Here is a 17670-nt window from a genome sequence, read left to right as displayed (position 1 = left end):
AGCGTGAATAAACGGTGAAGTGTTACAGGATATCCTCGTAGGCCTGTGTGGTGAAGAAGGAAGCAAAGACCGGTTGTACCACCAGACGGTTGAAGATCCGGATGGCGGCCGGGAAGCGGCCCTGCTGGTAGGCATCGCAGCCAATCAGCTGCCGGATATTGTCAATTTCCTCATCGCGTATTTTTTCATACAGCGACTGATCGATGATGGTACCATCGTCCATGACTGCTTTGTATTGCAGCCATTGCCATACCTGGGTGCGGGAAATTTCTGCGGTGGCGGCATCTTCCATGAGGTGATAGATGGCCGCTGCCCCGTTGCCCCGCAGCCAGCTTTCGATGTACAGGATGCCCACGTTGATGTTCATCCGTAAGCCTGCCAGGGTAATGGTACCTTCCGGTAATGCCAGGAGTCTGCCTGCATCAGTGGAGAAGTCGTCGCGCTTGTTGGCCAGCTGGTTGGGCTGCGGCATGTATTCGTTGAATACTTCCAGGGCAATAGGTACCAGGCCGGGATGTGCCACCCAGGTGCCGTCGTGTCCATCTGTTACCTCTCTGATTTTATCGGCCTTTACTTTTTCGAGGGCCTGCCGGTTCGCCGCCTCGTTGTTGCGGATCGGTATCTGTGCCGCCATACCGCCAATAGCGTGGGCGTTGCGGCGGTGACAGGTTTGTACTACCAGCTGGGTATAATCGCGCATGAAAGGCACCGTCATGGTGATCTGGGAGCGATCAGGAAAGAGGTAGCCGGGCACGTTCCGGAATTTCTTGATGAAGGAAAAGATATAGTCCCAGCGGCCACAATTCAGTCCGGCGGCATGTGTGCGCAGTTCGTACAAGATTTCATGCAGCTGAAAAACGGCGGTAATGGTTTCTATCAGCACCGTAGCACGGATGGTACCCTGCGGCAGTGCGAGGTAGTTTTCTGCAAAGTCAAAAACAGCATTCCACAACCGGGCTTCTTTATAGCTTTCTGTTTTAGGCAGATAAAAATAAGGCCCCTGGCCATTTTCCAGCAGTGCAACGGCGTTATGAAAAAAATAGAGACCGAAGTCGAACAGGCTGGCGCTGATAGGTACACCGGCTATTGTCAGGTGTTTTTCTTCCATATGCCAGCCACGGGGCCGTACCAGCAGCGTGGCGGTGTGTGCCTGCAGCTGATAGTCCTTTTCCGGCGTGGTTAGCCGGATGGTTTTGCGTACGGCTGCTTTCAGGTTGATTTGTCCCTGTATCACATTGGACCAGCTGGGCGTGTTGCTGTCTTCCAGGTCTGCCATGAACATAGTAGCGCCGGAGTTGAGCGCATTGATGATCATTTTTCGTTCTACCGGGCCCGTTATCTCCACGCGGCGATCCTGCAGGGCGGGTGGTACGGGGCTGATGACCCAGTCTCCGTTTCTGATGTCCGCTGTTTCGGGGAGGAATCCGGGTAGTTCGCCGGCATCAATTCTTTGCTGGAGGAGGTCGCGTTCTTCCAGCAGTTCCAGTCGTGTTGGGTTGAAGCGCTGGTGCAGGGCTTTCAGAAAAGCGAGGGCGGAGGTGGTTAATATATCTTCCTGGCCTTGTATGGGCGGGCCATTTACTACCACTTGCGCTTGAACCGGAGGAGTGTGGATGGTTGACGTCATGGTATGAATGTTTTCATAAAAATAGGAAAATTTATCAATTAGCGAATTTTTCGCTAAAATATTTTTTCAGGTATTTTTGAGAAATTCAGGTAACTTGTTATCCCTTACCGGAATAGCACCAAAAAGCAGGCATGCGGCACTGCCGCCTGCACCACAGCCGGTACAGCGATCTAAAAAAAGGAAGCATGATTACTGAAAATGAAAGCGTGCGGCTGATCTTAGGACTGAAAGTGCGGAATCTCCGGCAACAACGGAACTTATCCTATCAACAGCTGTCCGATGCGACCAAAATCACAGTCTCCTATCTGCATGATATTGAGAACGGAAAAAAGTATCCCAAGACAGATAAAATACTGGCGCTGGGAAAAGTGCTGGGAACCGATTACGATTACCTCGTATCCCTGACCGGTGATAAAAAATTACAACCGCTGATAGATCTTATCAGCTCTGATTTTATCAATGTCATTCCCTGGGAACATTTTGGTATTGCACCCGCCAGTCTGCTGGAACTGTTTACCAATACGCCCGATAAGGTAACGGCATTTATCAGCACCCTGGTAAAAACATCCCGTGCCTATCATCTTACCCGGGAAAACTTTTATACCACCGCCCTGCGCTCCTATCAGGACATCCACAACAACTACTTCGAAGACCTGGAAACTGCCGCTGCGCAATTCCGGGAAACCTTTACGCTGGCGGCATCGCTGCCGGTAGCAGTAGCTGACCTGGAACAGATCCTGCAAACACAATACGGCATTACCACCGACCGGAAAAAGATGGGGAACATCAATACCCTCAGCAACATCCGCTCGTATTACAGTCCGGCTAAAAAAATACTGTACCTCAACAAACAGTTTTCTGCGGGGCAGGAAGCCTTTCTGCTGGCGCGGGAACTGGGATTTCAGTTTCTGAACATCACCCTGCGGCCGTATGAAACCATCGTACAACGACCGTCTTCTTTCGATCAGCTGCTGAATAATTTCCGTGCTTCCTACTTTGCGGCGGCGTTGCTGATACCGGAAGCATCTTTTGTGGAAGATGTCAGACACGTTTCCGCCAGTGATAAGTGGAATCCGGCAGCCTGGCTACAGCTCCCGGAGAAGTACCAGGTTTCCGGAGAAATGTTTCTCCAGCGGCTGACGAATATCCTGCCACATCACTTTGGTATTGACCAGCTCTTTTTTCTGCGTATGTCCGGTGAAACAAAAGAGGTATATGAAATCACCAAAGAGTTGCACCTGGCACAACTGCACAATCCGCACGCCAACCTGGTGAGTGAACACTACTGCCGCCGATGGCTGGCCATCCGGTTGATGCAGGAAGTACAGCGCCTGCCGGAAAAGAAAAAAAACAAGCACTCCCTGATCGATGTACAGATCTCCCATTACTGGCAAACACACAACCGTTATCTGTGCATTACACTCGCCAAACCCAAAAGTAAAAACAGTACAGACACCGTCAGCGTTACCGTGGGCTTGCTGCTGGACAGTGCGCTCATGCGGTTGATGCGTTTTGTCAACGATGAAAATATTGTCACCCGCACGGTACATACTACCTGCGAAAGATGCTCCATTGCGGACTGTAAAGAACGTGCCATGCCAGCTACCTATGTAGAGAAAAAACAACTGGAGCTGGAAGTCCGCGCGGCATTGGAAAGCCTTGAATAATACCCGTTATCATATGCAACAGACCTATAGAACAGGCGCCAAAGGCGCATTACTGGACGAATACGAAAATGTCCTGCAGGCACTGATCCATGTTATTGCCGACATCAGCGATCAGGAACTCGTACACCTTATTGACACGACCACCAAGAATGACAATTGCCGCTCCTTCCAGACTGTATTGGCACATGTGGTACATGCCGTTTATGCCTATTCTACCTATATCGACAAGCTATATGGGCATACACCGGTACTCCCGGATAAACAATTCCATCCGACGGTATCTCTTTTTATCGCAGACCTCCGGCATGGGTTCCAGTATACAGTAGATGTTTTCCGGGATATAAAAGATACGGAACTGGAAGTGGAAGATGCGGACAAAAAAATCCTTACTCCCTGGGGACAGCTCTATGATATTGAGCAAATGATGGAACATGCCATTGTACACGTGATGCGGCACAGACGGCAGCTTGAAAAATTCAAAATCCTGCTACAGCGTTAAGCGGAAATTTTTCTCCGCCAGCACTTTACCATTTACCATAATGGCAATGCCATGCTTGCCTGCGTAATGTTTGCGTGTAGTCAGGTCCTTAAACAATTGTTGTTTGGTCAGTTTCACTTCCTGTCCGGGTAACAGCGTGATTTCTTTCAGCTTAAATACTTTGGCCGATAATTCACCGGATGCTTTGGGATAATGGATGATATAATCTATTACGAGTTTTTGCGGCGTTGTTTTTTCACTGGTCAATTGCAGTTCAAACTGCAATACCTCTCCCAGCTGAATGGTGGCGGCGCTTAACCGGAATTTGTCCAGCCGTACTTTTACTTCTTTTTCAAAATTGAAGATCGCCAGTGATTCCTGATCTCCTTTTTTGATGAGGGTACGGCTGGCATGTTTGATAATCCACGCGGTATGCGGATGGGTACTGTCCCACCCCTTCACCAGTTGCAGCATGTAGGCGGTATTATCTTTTGAAATATCATTCAGGTGATTGGCTACAGATTTTCTTACATACAGGGTTTCATCTGCCTTTAGTTTTTCCAGGATGCCGGTAGTGAGTGCCGGTTCCTTAATCACTTCATCCAGCTTAAACGACCAGGGCAGCCGCGGCCGGCTGCCTTCGGAGGCCAGTCTTCTTACATGGTGGTCTTTATCATCCGCCCACTTATGCATGACCGTTAGTGTCTTTTTAAAATCAGTTTTCAGGAACTCCCGGATGGCAAACTCCGATGATCCCAGGCTCGTAAAGTCCCGCAGGGCTTCCATCGACAAGCTGAAATATGCTTTCCCATACAGGGCTACAAAGTCGGGCAACACCAGGGCTGTATAGCCGGTGGGCAACAACGGAGCCACATCATACAACACTTTAATGGCTTTTTCATAGGCAGCAGGCAGGAACTGTTGCAACACGATGGAAGTATTCCGCAATCTGGCATTCAGCGACAACTCATCCAGATTTTTAGTGACGGCTTTTATAAAAACAGCGGCATTGAAATGAGGATTTACACTGGCAAAACTATTGGCAAAATGCTGATAGAATGCTTTATTGAACATTTCCTTAAGTGGCTCCATACAGTAGGTAATTACATGAATCAGTGGGGCAAGATAGTATTTTTTTGAGCAGACAAGATAACTACCTGCGTCCTCATGCCGGCAAAGGTACGTATGATGATACCCTGTATAGTTTTGGGGAGATGAGCAGCAGATGCCCATACTCTTTGCCAGGATCAGCGGGCAGCTACGGGGGCAATCTATAAAAGTAAAGGGGGCTTATCCCCCTTTACTTTTGTGTATTTATTTTCAGTCCACTTCCGGCATCATACCGGTACTGACACCAATTCTGTTCCAGGCATTGATGGCAATGATGGCCATGATTAACTGTGCCAGTGTTTTCTCGCCAAAATGTTGCAGGGCATCCTGGTAGGTGGCTTCAGATACGCCGCCGTGCTGAATATTCGTCACTTCTTCTGTCAGCGCCAGCAAAGCCCGTTCTTCCGGTGTAAAAAACGGTGTTTCCCGCCATACCGGCAATGCATATAAACGGGTTTCTGTTTCACCTAATCCCCTTGCATCTTTGGTATGGGCATTTACGCAGTAGGCGCAGCCATTGATCTGGGAAGCCCGGATTCTGATCAGTTCCTGCTGAATGGGGGTAAGATTGGTTTCGCTCAGGTATTTTTCAAAAGCAAACATTACCTGATATGCTTCCGGTTGCAGCTGTTTAATACGGATTCTCTTGTTCATAGTGTTTCATTTTTCTATGATGCAAAGCTCAAGATTTGCGGGAGAAGAAACAATTAAACCAGTTTAAGAAATTCACTTGTTCCTTCTGGCGCGTATCATACTGATGAATTCCGGTGTGAGACCTAAAAAGGAAGCCAGCATGTACTGTGGTACCTGCTGTACGAAGTCGGGAAATGTACGGGCAAATTTGAGATAACGTTCTTCCCCGGATTCGCTGAACAGGGAGTTAATTCTGCTCAAAGCGGCATCACAGGCGCGTTGCAATACCATTCTGAAATAACGTTCCAGTGCGGGCACCTGTTGCAATAATTCTTCCTGTGCCGCGGCGGTTATGATGGCCACTGATGACGCTGCCGTGGCCTGTATATAATACCCGGAAGGCACCTGTTGTTCAAAGCTGTGGTAGTCACATAACCACCAGCCAGGCAAGCCGAACTGTACAATTTGTTCGGTATCATTTTCCCGGATGGTATACTGCCGGAAATTACCGGAAAGCACAAAGTATCTGCCCGTGCATACTGCACCGGCTTTCAGCAAAAAACCTTTGCGGGGTACTTCCTCATATTGCAGGGAAGCCACCAGGTATTGCTGCTCCTTTTCACTGAGCGTTACATATCTGCCGATATGGGTTAAAAGTTGTTCGTACATCACCTGATTACCGGGACAGCATCGCTGCTGCCCTTCTTATCTGTTATAGTAAAATATCTAATTTCTGTATCTGTTACACTCCTGCAAAGCTAGTTACTTTTGTGCAGGGTAATCAAGATAAAACATATCCATCATTATAAAAACTAAAACACATGGCGATGAGAAAAATAGGCCTGGTAGGTGGTATCAGCTGGACGTCCACCCTGGATTACTACCGTTATATCAACGAAGGCGTGAATGCGGAACTGGGCGGATTGAATTTTGCGGAATGTGTCATTGACTCCGTGAACTTCGACGACTTCCGGCGATACAATGCAGCGTATGACTGGGATGCCACTTTTGTATTGCTGGCCGACGCAGCCAATAATCTTAAAAAGGCCGGGGCTACGGCTATCCTGTTATGTGCCAACACAGCCCATATTGTAGCAGACCGGATTGAAGCAGCGGTACAATTACCGGTACTGCATATTACCACAGCCACTGCCGCAGCCATCCAGCAACAACAACTGAAAAAGGTAGGACTGCTGGGTACTTGCTATACCATGGAGCTGGATTTTTACAAAGACAAATTAAAAGCAGCCGGCATTGAGCCGATCATACCGAAAAACCAGGCAGACAGGGATTATATAGAAGATACGCTCTTGCATGAACTGGGCAAAGGCATCATCCAGGCAGATACGAAGCAAAAGTACCTCGCTATCATTCAGCAACTCATTGACAGGGGTGCAGAAGGCATTATACTGGGTTGTACAGAAATTCCATTGCTGATTCAACAGGCAGATGTAGCGGTACCGGTTTTTGATACCACCCGTATCCACGCTGCAGCAGCGGTAGCTTATGCAGTAGCAGCGCCTTCGCTGACATAAACAGGAAAGCCATCTTACGATGGCTTTCTTTTACCGCTCATTGCAGGTTTATAATGTTACTGAAACCGGTTGTTCCGGTAAATCAGATTCTCCCCTAATTGTGTAAAGGAAAAATCATGGGCGGCCATTGCCTTTTGAAAGGAGGCGCTGCTACCGGGTAAAAGCGGTTCGTGTAATTCGATGATCAATACTTTCGTTTTTTCCAGCCATGCATAGTTGTCGGCAAAAATGCTGGACTCCGCACCTTCTACATCCAGCTTTACAATATCCAGGTGCGGCCACTGCTGTGTAGCCATAATATTCGGGATCGATACCGCGGGCAATGCATCCGGAGCAGCAGTGGTTTCTGACACCTGAAAACCCCAGTCTTCCAACCCTTCTGTAATAATACGCAGGTGACAGTCCTTGTTCCAGATGCCGGCTTGTACCGGTATCACATTCGGATAGCCGGCGATATTACGTTGCAGCTGCCGGTAGTTCTGCGTTTCCGGCTCTACGGCTACAATGATGGCATCCGGAAAACGGCTGGCAAACAATACAGCAAACAATCCTATGTTTGCCCCCCCATCGATGATGTACCGGGGTTTGAATGGAAAGTCAATATCATATTCTCCCCTGATCAATACCTGTTTCAGTACCTTAAAATCAGTGGCTCCTTTTCGCAGGTATACCGGGTGTTTTAATTCAGGGAAAAAAATGGTTTCTTTTTTTGCGGATATACTACGGTAAACCGATACACCTGTCAGGAAACCCAATCTTTTGATTCCATCTACTAATGATGAGGACATAGGAGTTATGTTGTGTGATAATTAAATTTGAATCAGGTGTTGTCCAAACGCAGCGTAGAGTCAGTTCCGGTTAACTCCGATATACATACGCCCAGTGCATCCGCCAATGCGATCATAATCATCAACCCCGGTTCGGACTTCCCGTTTTCAAGACGCGAGATATAATTCGGATACGTTTCGATGTGTACTGCCAGATCCATCTGCGTGAGCTTTCTGGCTTCACGCAGTTGCTGTAGTCGTTTACCGAATGCCAGTAGAACGTCTTTTTTTTCTTTCATGCTTAAATTCAAACATATAATTATTAACCACAATAACATATCCACTATAGCATATATGCTATACAACATATACCATAGTATATATTTTCTACTCCCGGCTTACAGTGGCCAATACCGGCTATCAACTGAACGCCCGGCACTGGCACGTAGTTATATATCCGTTGCAGCTGCGATCCGGCCAGTGATTGCACTACATCAACCATACGATATACACCTGCCTTTTATAACAGGGATGCATATACGTTTTAGTGATTGCAGGATTTCTTTCCCGGATCTGCTGGTGCTCACAAGCTGATAATAACTCCTGATGATGTTGTCATGTTACACGGAGCTGGTAGTAATGAAGGTGATTGTTATTGGCAGTAAGCAGCAAACGTGTTGTAGGTAGTTTAAAGTGGACATAGCAAAAATATTGTTAACAGTTTTCGATTACAGGTCTTGCAGCCAGTTATTCGTTTAGTGGCAACGGGTTGTGAACAGTTTTACGGCAGAAGACAGACCATTATTTATTGCAGCAGCTGTATAGGCAATACCTATTTCATCATCACAGCTGCTTTCACCTGACATGCAATGATATTGAAATATTCGCATATCGGATGATAGTATCTTTCTATTCTGTGTGCAGATATTAAAAAGGTAATAGGGTTGTTAACGGGGAACAGTCGTACATCTAAGGGGTTACTGCGCACTCCAGCCATATCTGTGGGGGCAGATACCAGCGGCTGCTTTTTAAAATACAGGGTAAAGTATCCGGATGACACTTTACCCTGACACCAGGCATGGCAGCCTATTTAGCCAATGCCGCTCTTACCTGCGGCGCCACCCGGGTACCGAAAATTTCGATGGCTTTCATCAGGTGTTTATGGGAAGGAGCACCTACATCTAAATGTGCTGTGAAACGGGTAATGCCCAACAGCTCCTGTGCATATAAAATTTTTTCTGCTACTTCGTTGGCATCTCCCACAAACATGGCTCCTTTGGGAGAACAGCCGAAATCATACTGTGTCCGCTGAAAAGGTGACCATCCCCTGCTTTTCCCGATCCGGTCCATCTGGGCAGCATACAACGGGTAGTAATAATCGGCAATGCTCCGGGAATTTTCTCCCGGCAGGCCATGCGAAAACATGCCGGCCTGGAAGGTATCCATGCTGTGTCCGTATTCCTGATAGACAGCTTTATACAACCGGTACAGCGGCAGGAAACGATCAATAGGCGTACCTGCTACAACGGCAAACACCAATGGTAAACCCAGGCGGGCTGCACGCACCACTGATTCCGGCGAACCACCGGCGGCAATCCATACCGGCAGTTGATTGCCTACTGCCCGTGGATATACCTGCTGATCCACCAATGCCGGCCGGAAGCGGCCTTCCCAATTGATGGCAGCCGATTTATTGATTTGCAGCAACAACGCCAGTTTCTCCTCAAACAACGCATCGTAATGCCGCAGGTCATATCCAAAAAGGGGGAAAGATTCTGTAAAGCTGCCACGCCCCGCCACCAATTCTGCACGCCCGCCAGAGAGCAGGTCTACCATGGCAAAGTGTTGATAGATCCTTACCGGATCGGAGGAACTCAGTACCGTAACGGAGCTGGTCAGTTTAATATTTTTAGTCACTGTTGCCGCCGCGGCCAGTATGATTTCCGGACTGGACACCGCGTATTCCGCCCGGTGATGCTCTCCTATACCCACGAGATCCAGCCCTACTTCATCTGCCAGTTTAATTTCTTCTATCAACTCCCTCAGCCGGTCCTGTGCGGGTTGTATATGCCCTGTTACCGGATCAACGTGTAAATCCCCAAACATGCTTATGCCTAATTCCATAAATTGTACATTATTATTTTAGAATAATCATTCCATTATTAATTAAAAAAAATCACTTTTAGCTATTCCTGCTGCGAGCAGTATACACCATACACCACCTCCGGCGCAGGCGTATATCCCGTCGCAAACTCAGTACAAAATGGCCTTCTATCTATTGATGCCATACCCAAAAATAATATTCGCTTCCTGCATCGCCCTCTCGCTCCGTTAGCCTGCTCCCGCCAGCCGGCGCTCTTTCAAGGATTATTCTGCTCCATTTATTAGAACGAACATTCTAGAATAAGGCATAAAAAAAACATCATTGCAGGATGTCTATCATTCCTTTGGCCATCTGCTCTATCATTTTCCGGTCATCAAACAACGTCTGCATCTGCCACAGTCCTGCAAAAGCACCTGTCAGGAACAGGGCAGTCTGCCGCGCATCTTTTTTTGCGTCGATCTCACCGGCGGCTATTGCCTGCCTGATCAGGTCTTCAAAGATTTCTACCAGCGCGGTGGTTAGCTGCTGCAGTAATTGTTTGAGCGCGTCGTCATGTACCGCCATTTCAAAAGAAGACTTCACCACCATACATACCTTCTGCTGTTCAAAAGAACGGGCCACCGCCTTCCTGATGATTTTCTCTATGGCTTTAAGCGGAGATCTTTCTCCCAATGCAGCCCTGCGGTACTCACTATGCGTTTCCAGGGCATAACTACGCAGGCTTTCCATAAACAACTGCTGTTTATCTCCATAGGTATCATAGATACTGCCCCGGTTCACCTTCATCTCACTTACCAGGTCTTCCATGGAAGTAGCATGGTACCCTTTCTTCCAGAAGAGGTTCCGCGCTTTTTCCAGTTTTTCGGTAGGGTTGAATGCTTTATTTCTTGCCATGATGACGCAAAGGTATATTACTAGAATGGTTATTCCAAAATAAATAAACGTGCTGTTATCTTGCTATACCTATCTGTATAAAAAGATAACAGCACGTAACCGATTCAACAGACACCTTTATACCAGCGTGGCCAGTGCTTCTTTGCTAAAACCCTGCACCTCTCCCAACCGGTTTTCTTTTACCTTCTGTACCCAATGCGCATCTCCCAGTATAGACCTCCCCACAGCCACCAGGTCAAATTCCCCCCGATCCATCCGGCGCAACAGCTCATCAATCGCCATCGGCACCGGCGCTTCCGCCGTAAAAGTGGTGGTTACATCCTTATCCAATCCCACAGAACCCACTGTCACGGTAGCTTTGCCTGTTAGCTTTTTCACCCAACCTGCCAGGTTCAGGGCAGATCCTTCAAATTCAGGCTCCCAAAAGCGCCGGGTAGAACAATGAAAAATATCGATGCCTGCCTCCCCCAGCGGTGTTAACCAGTCGGCCACTTCCTGCGGCGTTGCCGCTACCTTGGTGTGAAAATCGGTATAACACCACTGCGACACCCGCATCATCAGCGCAAAGTCATCACCGGTCTGCCGGCGTACTTCTTTGGTCACCTCCAGCGCGAAGCGGCTGCGTTCTGCCAGGGTTTTGCCACCAAAAATATCGGTTCGCTGATTGGTGGCCGGACGGAAAAACTGATCGATCAGGTAACCATGTCCGCCCTGTATTTCCACACTGTTGAAGCCCAGCTGTTTCGCCTGCGCTGCGGCCCGGCCAAAAGCCGCAATGGTATCTGCAATAGCTGCATCTCCCATGGCCACGGCGTTGCCGGTAGCTGATGGCCCTTCAAACGGCGCCGGCGGCAACCAGCCGGAATGATGGTTTTCACAGCCACCGATGTGCCAGAGCTGGGGCGCCATTTGCCCACCAGCGGCCTGTACTTCCGTTAATACCTGTTGCCAGCCGGCCAGCGACGCATCGCCGTAAAACCGCGGCACATCCGGGTCATTGGCCGCCGACGGCCGTTCAATAACGGTTCCTTCTGAAATGATCAGGCCCACTTCTGCTTCCGCCCTTCGCCGGTAATAGCGGGCTACGGCGGCATCAGGTATGCCACCCGGAGAAAATGACCTTGTCATAGGCGCCATTACAAAGCGGTTGCGGGTATTCAATGATTTCAGGCTAAAGGGCCTGAATAAACTTTCGGTATGCATATCCCTATTTTAAAAGATGCGGACAATGTTGTGATCTCCATACGTATTTACCTACCCTCTTTCTTCCGGCAGTAATACGGTTCTTACTTCTACGCTACCGCCCATTTTCAGGATAGGATTCGCCTGTGCCATCGTTACGGCATCTGCTATATCAGCAGCTTTCACCAGCATATACCCGCTGATAAACTCCCTGATTTCTGTGTAAGGTCCATCTGTTACGATATTGCCGGGTTTCACGGTTTTGGCCGGGCCAGCCGCCAGGCGGTTACCTTTGTCGACCAGCTGATTGCGGGCAGCAATGCCTGCCAGCCAGTTCATTCGCTCCTGCATTTGTTCCGGTGTAGGATTGGCGTGGGGCTGATCGTTGATTCTGAAAATCAATAAGAATGTTTGCATGTTATCTGGTTTTATGTTCGTCTTTATGACGATCGAATCAACCGGAGGGGGACAAACTTTTTTTGAGGCAGGAAATCCTTGCTACCTCTGCTCAAAAAAACGGGGCTGGTCTTTAAAAGACCAGCCCCGTTTTTTTGAGTGCTCCTCTCACGCCTCACCCCTGCAGGAAAGATAATACCACTGCGGTTACCAGCGGTACCAGTTTCCCGCTTTGATCCGGTGCGCCGGCTTCCCCAATATAATCGCCATGATCGGCGGGCAGTATCATCAGCCGGGCATGCGGCAGCGTACGGGATAGCTCCAGCGCCTGTGATGCCAGTATCACCTCCACATCTCCGTTGATCACCAATGTGGGCGCCTGGATCGTTTTAATAGCGGCATCGCTGATATCTTTGAAGCCTTTCATCCTGGCTACATCGCGTTCAAACATACGTTGCAGCCCCGCGGGGTCCGGATTGGCTTCCAGGTAGGCTGCCTGCAGCGGCGCCGGCATATGCGCCAGGGTAACATTTTCGAAGCCTTCAAAGAATCCCGGTGGCATACCGCTTCGCTTATACGCCGCCGCCAGCAGTACCAGCTTATTCACCAATGCCGGATGGCGGATACCAATCTGCAAACAGGTAGTGCCACCGTTGCTGAACCCCATAAAGTCGGCCTTGCCAATATGTAGTTGCTGCAACAGGGCCGCTACATCATCAGCGTCCTGCTCAAAACTCAACGGACGGTCAATATCCAGGGTATGCCCGTGCGCCTGTAGCTCCACGGCAATTACCTGATGGGCTTTCGCCAGTTCCGGCAGGATACGGCCAAAAGAAGATTTAATCGTAGAGCCGCCGCCATGCAGCAATACCAAGGGACTACCACTGCCATGGATTTCATAATACAATTGCAAACCATTCACGGCGGCATACCCGCCGTTTGTCTGATGCTGTGCCTTCATGTTAAAACCGATTATCGTCAGGAATAAAGTAATGATAAAAGACCGATGTTGCATATGACATGCTGTTGTTGATCTATACAAACTTACACGGAATCCCGGAACGAAAAGGGAGGTCAGTGCGACAATTAAACGGGCAATTACGTCAGTCTGCCACACCGGTTTACAGCAACGTATAGTCATGTCCGTAATATCACATGAAGATAGTCATCAACATCCTGTTTCCGCCGCTCACTTGCATCTGTAAAATACAACCCTTATTTTTAAGCGGGTTGCTTACTGAAACGATAAAAATCACGCATACCCGCAGTAAAAAAATGATCTTTCAAAAAACAAAATAAATACTTTTCAGCCACGGTTCTGTGCTTTCATAAAAACGAACATGGCATGTCCGGAACTGAACATCCACTGCGATTGCTACAGGTGCTATCTGTTTGATTATGAATAACTAAACAGGCTGGCACTTCCTTTGGTACAGGTGATGACTCTTGTCTACGTATTTAATATAATGATGCATGTTTAAGAATTATTTCAATATCGCTATACGCAACCTGTGGAAAAACAAAGGATTTTCTGCCATCAATATTTTCGGGTTGGCTATCGGACTGGCTACCTGTCTGCTGATGCTGATCTATGTACAGGATGAACTCAGCTATGATCGGTTTCATGCCCATGCGGATCGTATCTACCGGATAGACGGCGATATCAGATATGGCGGCAGCCATTACGACCTGGCTGTAGCACCGGCACCTATGGGACCCGCCCTGCAACAGGATTGCCCGGAAGTGGCCGCCGCCACCCGTTTTCGCAACTATGACGACTGGCTGGTACGCAACGGCGCCCAGAACATCAATGAAGACAAAGTAATTTTTGCAGATAGTTCCCTCTTTCAGGTATTTACGCTGCCCTTAATAGCCGGCGACCCTGCCACCGCCCTGCAACGGCCGAAGACCGTGGTGATCACCGCCCAGATTGCCCGCAAATATTTCAACAGCACCGACGTAGTAGGCCGTACCTTACTGATTAATGATAAAGTCAGCTACGAAATTACCGGCGTACTCAAAGACCTGCCAGGTCCATCGCACCTGCAATTCGACTTCTACGCCTCCCTTTCCGGCATGGCAGAAAGCAGCAACGGCGAATGGCTGAGTAATAATTTCAATACCTACATACTGCTGAAAAAAGGCGCTACTCCGGCCCGCATGGCTACCCGGCTGGAGGAAATCATTCATAAATACGTGCATCCGCAGATACGCAGTGTGATGCAAGCTTCCCCGGAAGACCTTGCCCGCAACGGTAATTTCATCCGTTACACCCTGACACCCCTCACCTCCATACATTTGTACAGCAATAAAATTGCTGAACTGAGCCCCAACGGCGCCATTCAATATGTATATATTTTTTCTGCGATCGCACTCTTTATTTTGCTCATTGCCTGTGTCAACTTTATGAACCTGTCTACCGCCCGCTCTTCCAACCGGGCGAAGGAAGTAGGTATCCGCAAAGCAATGGGTTCGCAGCGCATCCAGCTGATTATCCAGTTCATCACCGAATCGGTGCTGGTTAGCCTGCTGGCCATGATCCTCGCATTGGGCGTCACCCACTTATTGTTACCTGCTTTCAATGAGCTGGCAGGAAAAGCGCTGCAGCTGGGATTATTCACTAATCTCTGGCGGGCGCCATTCCTCCTCGGGCTGGTGATACTGGTAGGCTTGCTGGCTGGTAGCTATCCGGCATTTTTCCTGTCGGCATTCCGACCGGTACAGGTACTTAAAGGTCCTGTTGCAACTGGATTCCGGAAAGGAAAGCTCCGTAATTTCCTGGTGGTATTTCAGTTCAGCATTTCTATATTCCTCATGGTAGGCACCCTGGTGATTTATAATCAGCTGAGCTATATCCGCAACAAACAAATAGGCTATAACCGGGAGCAGGTGCTGGTGATCTCCAATACCCATACCCTGGGCGACCATGCCCGGTCTTTCAAACAGGAACTACTGGGAATGAGCGGCGTACAAAACGCCACCATGACCGCTTTCCTCCCTACCGCCGGCTATCGCGACGACGAACCTTTTTTCCTGACCCCGGTGATGGATCAGAAAAAAAGTATTTCTATGCAAAGATGGACCGTAGACGATCAGTATATTCCTACCCTGGGTATGCAGATGGCCCAAGGCAGAAACTTCTCGAAAGAATACCCTACAGACTCACAGGCTGTTGTCATCAATGAAGCGGCTGCGCGGCTGATGGGATTGACAGATCCTGTCGGACAAAAGATATATGAACTGAAGGATATGCAGGAAAAGCAAGGCAATGGCGCACAAATCATTGGTGTGGTAAAGGATTTTAATTTCAATTCCCTTCGTAAGCAGGTGACACCGATGATCCTTTTTCTCCGCGAAAATAAAGGGAGCCTCGCTATTCGTATTCACAGCAATAATGTGCCACTGCTGCTGGCACAGATAGCCGCAAAATGGAAATCAGCGGTACCCAGTCAGCCTTTCAGCTATTCTTTTATGAACGATGATTTTAATGCTTTATATAAATCAGAAAACCGAATGGGCGTTATCTCGCTTATTTTTTCCATGCTGGCCATCTTCATTGCCTGCCTGGGGCTCTTCGGACTGGCAGCCTATGCAGCAGAACAACGCACCAGAGAAATGAGCATTCGTAAAGTATTGGGGGCTACGACTACTAATATTGTACAGCTGCTATCCCGCGATTTTATCAAACTGGTATTCATCGCTATCCTGATTGCTTTTCCGGCTGCATGGTGGGCTATGCATCACTGGCTGCAGGACTTCGCCTATCGTGTAGCTATTGGCTGGGAGATATTTGTGTTATCCGGATTACTGGCATTACTGATTGCGATGTTCACGATAAGTTTTCAGGCGATCACCACTGCACTGGCCAATCCTATCCGTAGTTTACGGGGATAATGGCCCAGGCACCGCCACCTTTCCGGGCGGATGTTTACACACGATCATCATCTCCCGAAAAAAATAAACGTATAAAAAACCCCTTGCGGCATCTTATCCTGCAAGGGGCTTTCTTTTACACAAAACCCAGCCATCTGCCTGAAAGGCAATATCATAGCTACTATTAGCCCCTTCATCCTTTTTTGTTAAATTAATTGATCGGCAGGAAGATGCTTTCATCTTTAATAAAGAAATTGTATTTTGTTTCAGTTATGAACACATTGTTACAGAATAACCCTCATGAACATATCTTTCCTGTAAGGGGAAAATGGAAATACCTGGAGCAATACAAAAAAACACATCCGTTATTTTATATCGTAGCATTATTATCAGGTGTGGTTTGTCTGTCGCTCTTTTTTTTTCTGATCGTGTCTCTGACACAATTGGCTGCCACTCACTTTCAGCTACCGGAAGGTCGTCAGCGGTATGGCCTGCTGGCATTGATATATGCCTTTCTGCAAACCCTTTGCTGCTTCATTCTTTTTGTCAGATTTCTTTGTCGAACGCCCGTCCGGGAACAACTACAATATTATAAATCCAGCGGCGCCACCCTGCTTCCTGAAGCAAAACGGCAGGCTTTACGCCTGCATGTAGTAGATATGTTTTATGCCGGATTCTGGATTGAAACCCTGGAATACTATCCACTGGCATCGCATAAAGGGAAGCACCGTTATTATGCCCTGTATACAGAAAACAGCCATGAATACCGCACGGTACTTGATGATGACTGGAGTATATTAGATCAGGAAGATTATACTGCCGTTACCGAACAATTGTTAACTACCGGTTACCATAGCGCTTCTTTTGCGGTAACCTTATCGCTGTATAATCAGGAACGCGCGCATAGCAAACGGCTGGCTGCACTCACCGGACTGTCGCAATCCTACATTCTCTCCTGTCTGGAACCTGGCCCTGATGGCAGGCCGCCGCGGCTCATCTGGGGCTATGAATACTGGCGTACAATTGTAGTGGCCCGTAATGCTTTTATGGCCGGCTACATTACGGCGGAAAGAGCCTGGCAAGACATCCTGCAGGCTGCCTCTTTCGCGTTTGAATTGTTTGACAGCTTTGAAGACTTCCACAACAACACGCGGCTGGGCAATGCATTCTGGAGTGATTCCTACGAAGCAGCCAATGAAAAAAGCGTCTGTTATCAGTTTTTCAAAGAAAAATGTGACTGGCCCATTGTGTCGCTGCCATGGCCTGCCCCACAGGGTATCCGGCTGCCCGCAGCCATGGCCGGTGGTTACGCCCATAAAATTGAGCTGGCCCGAAAAATGATGCACCAGCGCGATTCTCTGAATTAATCCCTGCTGTATCTTTGCAGCTGTACAATGATTACCA

Annotated in this window: 16 protein-coding genes; 5 read left to right on the top strand and 11 right to left on the bottom strand. The window is 48.4% G+C overall.

Annotated elements, in window-relative coordinates; genetic code table 11:
* Nucleotides 1-22: 22 nt before the first annotated feature.
* Nucleotides 23-1627 (bottom strand): malate synthase A, encoded by a 1605-nt coding sequence (gene aceB, locus OL444_RS17335; protein ID WP_264731139.1) that lies wholly within the window; start codon nt 1625-1627, stop codon nt 23-25.
* Between the two features lie 185 nt (nt 1628-1812).
* Here aceB and OL444_RS17330 point away from each other — a divergent pair, with 185 nt between their 5' ends.
* Together OL444_RS17330 and OL444_RS17325 are read left to right on the top strand one after the other, a co-directional pair.
* A complete protein-coding gene (locus tag OL444_RS17330; protein ID WP_264731141.1) occupies nt 1813-3294 on the top strand; it encodes a helix-turn-helix transcriptional regulator in 1482 nt (493 codons plus the stop codon).
* Nucleotides 3295-3307: 13 nt separating this feature from the next.
* On the top strand, nt 3308-3793 hold the full coding sequence (locus OL444_RS17325) for a DinB family protein (RefSeq protein WP_264731143.1): 486 nt from the start codon (nt 3308-3310) through the stop codon (nt 3791-3793).
* Here OL444_RS17325 and OL444_RS17320 read toward each other — a convergent pair.
* The 3 genes from OL444_RS17320 to OL444_RS17310 form a co-directional block, all read right to left on the bottom strand.
* On the bottom strand, nt 3782-4864 hold the full coding sequence (locus tag OL444_RS17320) for a DNA alkylation repair protein (protein ID WP_264731145.1): 1083 nt from the start codon (nt 4862-4864) through the stop codon (nt 3782-3784). The two genes, OL444_RS17325 and OL444_RS17320, sit on opposite strands and share 12 nt — an antisense overlap.
* Before the next feature lie 228 nt (nt 4865-5092).
* Complete coding sequence (locus OL444_RS17315; protein WP_264731147.1) at nt 5093-5536, bottom strand: carboxymuconolactone decarboxylase family protein; 444 nt, start codon at nt 5534-5536, stop codon at nt 5093-5095.
* Between the two features lie 72 nt (nt 5537-5608).
* Nucleotides 5609-6184 (bottom strand): Crp/Fnr family transcriptional regulator, encoded by a 576-nt coding sequence (locus OL444_RS17310; protein ID WP_264731149.1) that lies wholly within the window; start codon nt 6182-6184, stop codon nt 5609-5611.
* 152 nt (nt 6185-6336) lie between these two features.
* On the opposite strand from OL444_RS17310, the gene OL444_RS17305 reads away from it, so the two are divergent.
* The gene (locus tag OL444_RS17305) at nt 6337-7050 is read left to right on the top strand and encodes an aspartate/glutamate racemase family protein (RefSeq protein WP_264731151.1); all 714 of its coding nucleotides are present in this window, start codon (nt 6337-6339) and stop codon (nt 7048-7050) included.
* Nucleotides 7051-7106: 56 nt separating this feature from the next.
* Here OL444_RS17305 and OL444_RS17300 read toward each other — a convergent pair whose 3' ends face one another.
* The 7 genes from OL444_RS17300 to OL444_RS17270 all read right to left on the bottom strand — a co-directional run bounded on the left by OL444_RS17300 (nt 7107) and on the right by OL444_RS17270 (nt 13408).
* Nucleotides 7107-7838 carry an FkbM family methyltransferase gene (locus tag OL444_RS17300; protein ID WP_264731153.1) on the bottom strand — a complete coding sequence of 244 codons (732 nt, stop codon included), beginning with the start codon at nt 7836-7838 and terminating at the stop codon, nt 7107-7109.
* Between the two features lie 32 nt (nt 7839-7870).
* Entirely contained in the window at nt 7871-8128 is a 258-nt protein-coding gene (locus OL444_RS17295; protein WP_264731155.1) for a helix-turn-helix domain-containing protein, read from the bottom strand.
* Between the two features lie 775 nt (nt 8129-8903).
* On the bottom strand, nt 8904-9941 hold the full coding sequence (locus OL444_RS17290) for an Atu2307/SP_0267 family LLM class monooxygenase (RefSeq protein WP_264731157.1): 1038 nt from the start codon (nt 9939-9941) through the stop codon (nt 8904-8906).
* Between the two features lie 298 nt (nt 9942-10239).
* Nucleotides 10240-10815: a TetR/AcrR family transcriptional regulator gene (locus OL444_RS17285; RefSeq protein WP_264731160.1), complete on the bottom strand. Its 576-nt coding sequence runs from the start codon at nt 10813-10815 to the stop codon at nt 10240-10242.
* A 117-nt stretch (nt 10816-10932) separates the two neighbouring features.
* Nucleotides 10933-12018: an oxidoreductase gene (locus OL444_RS17280; RefSeq protein ID WP_264731162.1), complete on the bottom strand. Its 1086-nt coding sequence runs from the start codon at nt 12016-12018 to the stop codon at nt 10933-10935.
* 51 nt (nt 12019-12069) lie between these two features.
* Nucleotides 12070-12414 carry a YciI family protein gene (locus OL444_RS17275; RefSeq protein WP_264731164.1) on the bottom strand — a complete coding sequence of 115 codons (345 nt, stop codon included), beginning with the start codon at nt 12412-12414 and terminating at the stop codon, nt 12070-12072.
* 154 nt (nt 12415-12568) lie between these two features.
* Complete coding sequence (locus OL444_RS17270) at nt 12569-13408, bottom strand: alpha/beta fold hydrolase (protein WP_264731166.1); 840 nt, start codon at nt 13406-13408, stop codon at nt 12569-12571.
* Between the two features lie 458 nt (nt 13409-13866).
* On the opposite strand from OL444_RS17270, the gene OL444_RS17265 reads away from it, so the two are divergent.
* Together OL444_RS17265 and OL444_RS17260 are read left to right on the top strand one after the other, a co-directional pair.
* On the top strand, nt 13867-16287 hold the full coding sequence (locus OL444_RS17265; RefSeq protein ID WP_264731168.1) for an ABC transporter permease: 2421 nt from the start codon (nt 13867-13869) through the stop codon (nt 16285-16287).
* Nucleotides 16288-16538: 251 nt separating this feature from the next.
* The gene (locus OL444_RS17260; protein ID WP_264731170.1) at nt 16539-17633 is read left to right on the top strand and encodes a DUF1266 domain-containing protein; all 1095 of its coding nucleotides are present in this window, start codon (nt 16539-16541) and stop codon (nt 17631-17633) included.
* Nucleotides 17634-17670 lie beyond the last annotated feature (37 nt).

It is taken from the genome of Chitinophaga nivalis, from assembly GCF_025989125.1.
Classification (GTDB): Bacteria; Bacteroidota; Bacteroidia; order Chitinophagales; family Chitinophagaceae; genus Chitinophaga; species Chitinophaga nivalis.
Note: the sequence above shows the minus strand (reverse complement) of the source record. Positions and strands in the feature narration are given on the sequence as shown.